The following is a 2,633-nucleotide window of genomic DNA, read 5'->3' as shown; positions in this document are numbered from 1 at the left end:
CCGGAGCGGCGGCGTCGGCCCCGGCGCCCAGCGAGGACCAGAACGCCTCGGCGGCGGCCCGGCCGTCGGCCTCGTGCCGCGCCTCCACCTCGGAGAGCCGCGTCCGCAGCCCCTCGAGCACCGCCAGACTTGCCATGTCTCGAACATATGTTCGACGCATACACCGTGTCAACACCTTTTGGGAAGTTTGTGCCGCCGAATCTTGCACTCGGCCAGCCGCCCCCCGAACCGTTGGGCTGGGAGCGCGCTCAGCGGCATACGGCATCGTCGTGGCACCGCTGGGACGGGGCGTCGGCGCCCGACTCCACGGTCGACGACGTTGTTTTTGCACTCAGTGCATGCGTCGATCTAGCCTAGGTGCGTGCCACCTTCCGAGCCCGCCGTGGACCGCCGTGCCCAGATCCGGGAGCGCCACCACCGGGCCATCATCGATGCCGCGGGTGCGCTGCTCGACGCCAAGGGCGCCGACGGGTTCACGGTCGACGAGCTGGCCAAGCGGGCGAAGGTGTCGCGGCGGACCGTCTTCAACCACTTCGCGTCGGTCGACGACATCGTCATCGCCGTGTGCAGCGAGGTGCTCGGAGACGTCGTCGAGACGTTCGAGTCGCAGGGCTCCGCACCGGCAGGCACGTCCCACGATGGCGTCTTCGACGAGGTGGCCGGGGCGCTGCGCTCGACCGACCTCGTCACCCCGATCGCGTACCTGACGCGGGTCCTGCGCACACCCGACGACGAGCCGTCGCAGCGCCAGGCCGTCGTCCTCCTACGCGCCTTCACCGAGGTCAGCGAGCGACTCTCGGCCGAGATGCTCCGCCGCCATCCCGAGGCGGAAGAGCTCACGACCCGCCTGCTCGTCAGCTCGCTCATCGGTGGGCTCGTCGTCCTGCACACCCACTGGCTCGCCGCCACGGGCGGCTCCGCGGATGCTGCATCCAGGGCCGTCTGGGACGACCTGCTCGACCACCTGATCCAGCGAACCCGAGACGGCTATGCGTTGACGGCTCCGCTTGGCGCACCGACCTCCTGACTCCTCCGCTCCTCCTGCCGAAAGACTCCTCATGGCTGAATTCCTGTTCCGACTCGGCCAGGCTGCGTCCCGCCGAGCACCGCGGGTGATCGCGGCATGGTTCGCGGTCCTCCTCGCCGCCGGCATCGCCTTCGCGGTCGGCGCAGGCGCGCTGACCAGCACGGTGTCCATCCCGGGGACGCGGACCGCCCAGGTGACCGAGCGGCTCGAGCACGTGCTCCCACGGGCCTCCGGCGGGAACGGGTCGATCGTCCTCGAGACCAGCGATGGCTCGCAACTGACCGAGGCGCAGCGGAGGGCGATCAGTGAGCGCGCCGCCGAGGCGACGCAGGTGGACGGCGTCGCCACCGTCGTCGACCCCTTCCAGACCGAGCAGGACCGCGTCGCGCAACAGCAGGAGCTCGACAAGGGGCGGGCGCGGATCGAGGACGGCAGGAGGCAGCTCGCCGCAGGCCGGGCGCAGCTCGAGGACGGGCAGGCCCAGCTGGACGCAGCTCGCGACGAGGCCGCGGCGGACGGCACCCTGGACCAGCTGGCGGAGGTGCTCGACGCGCAGCAGGCGAACCTCGACGCCGGCCGCCAGGCTCTCGAGGACCAGGGCGCGCAGCTCGCGGCCGGGAGCGAGCAGATCGACCAGGGCGCCCGGCTGCTCGAGCTCTCCGAGGGGATCGGCATGGTGTCGCAGGACGGCACCACGGCGATCGTCACGGTTCTCTTCGACGAGCCGCAGATGGACGTCACCCAGGAGCAGAAGGATGCCGTCATCGCGGCCTTCGGGCAGCCCGTCGAGGGAGTGGACGTCTCCTACTCGGCCGAGCTCGCGAGCGGCATCCCGAAGATCCTCGGCGTCGGCGAGGTCATCGGCATCCTCGTCGCCGCTGTGGTCCTCGTCATCATGCTCGGCACGCTCATCGGCGCCGGACTACCGATCCTCACGGCGCTCATCGGGGTCGCCATCGGGGCCCTGTTCACGATGTCACTGTCGAGCGCGATCGAGATGACCTCCGTGACCCCGGTCCTTGGTCTCATGCTCGGTCTCGCCGTCGGCATCGACTACTCCCTGTTCATCATCAACCGGCACCGCCGCCAGCTGAAGGAGGGCTATCAGCTCGACGAGTCGATCGGCCTGGCCAATGGCACGTCGGGCAACGCCGTCGTGTTCGCGGGCGCGACGGTGCTGATCGCGCTCCTCGCGCTCAACGTGACGGGCATCCCCTTCCTCGGCCTCATGGGAACGGTCGGCGCACTGTCCATCGCCATCGCCGTGCTCATCGCCATCACGCTGACGCCCGCGCTCCTCGGCCTCATCGGCGAGCGGATCCTCAGCCGTCGCGAGCGCGTCCGCCTCGCCGAGACCGGCCGAGCCGCCAAGACCGGCCCAGCCAACGAGGACGCTCCGTCATCCGGGGAGACCGCCGCTGCTGCCTCCGCGTCCCGGCTGCGCCCGATGTCAACCCGGCGCGCGGTGGGCAGCATCGTGCTCGGTATCGGTGCCCTCGTTGCCATCGCGCTGCCCGCCCTCGACCTGAGGCTGGGTCTACCGGACGGATCTGCTGAGGCCGTCGAATCGACGCAGTACCAAGCCTTCTCGACGGTTTCTGACCAG

Annotated in this window: 2 protein-coding genes; both read left to right on the top strand. The window is 70.3% G+C overall.

Features of this window, described 5'->3' with window-relative positions:
• The first annotated feature begins 361 nt into the window (after nt 1–361).
• Nucleotides 362–1,027 carry a TetR/AcrR family transcriptional regulator gene (locus VJN29_RS14025; protein WP_324144249.1) on the top strand — a complete coding sequence of 222 codons (666 nt, stop codon included), beginning with the start codon at nt 362–364 and terminating at the stop codon, nt 1,025–1,027.
• A gap of 31 nt (nt 1,028–1,058) precedes the next feature.
• On the top strand, nt 1,059–2,633 hold a 1,575-nt coding region (locus VJN29_RS14020; protein WP_324144248.1), incomplete at its 3' end, for an MMPL family transporter.

It is taken from the genome of Intrasporangium sp. (assembly GCF_035280925.1).
Lineage (GTDB): Bacteria > Actinomycetota > Actinomycetes > Actinomycetales > Dermatophilaceae > Intrasporangium.
This window is presented reverse-complemented; position numbering and strand designations above follow the sequence as displayed.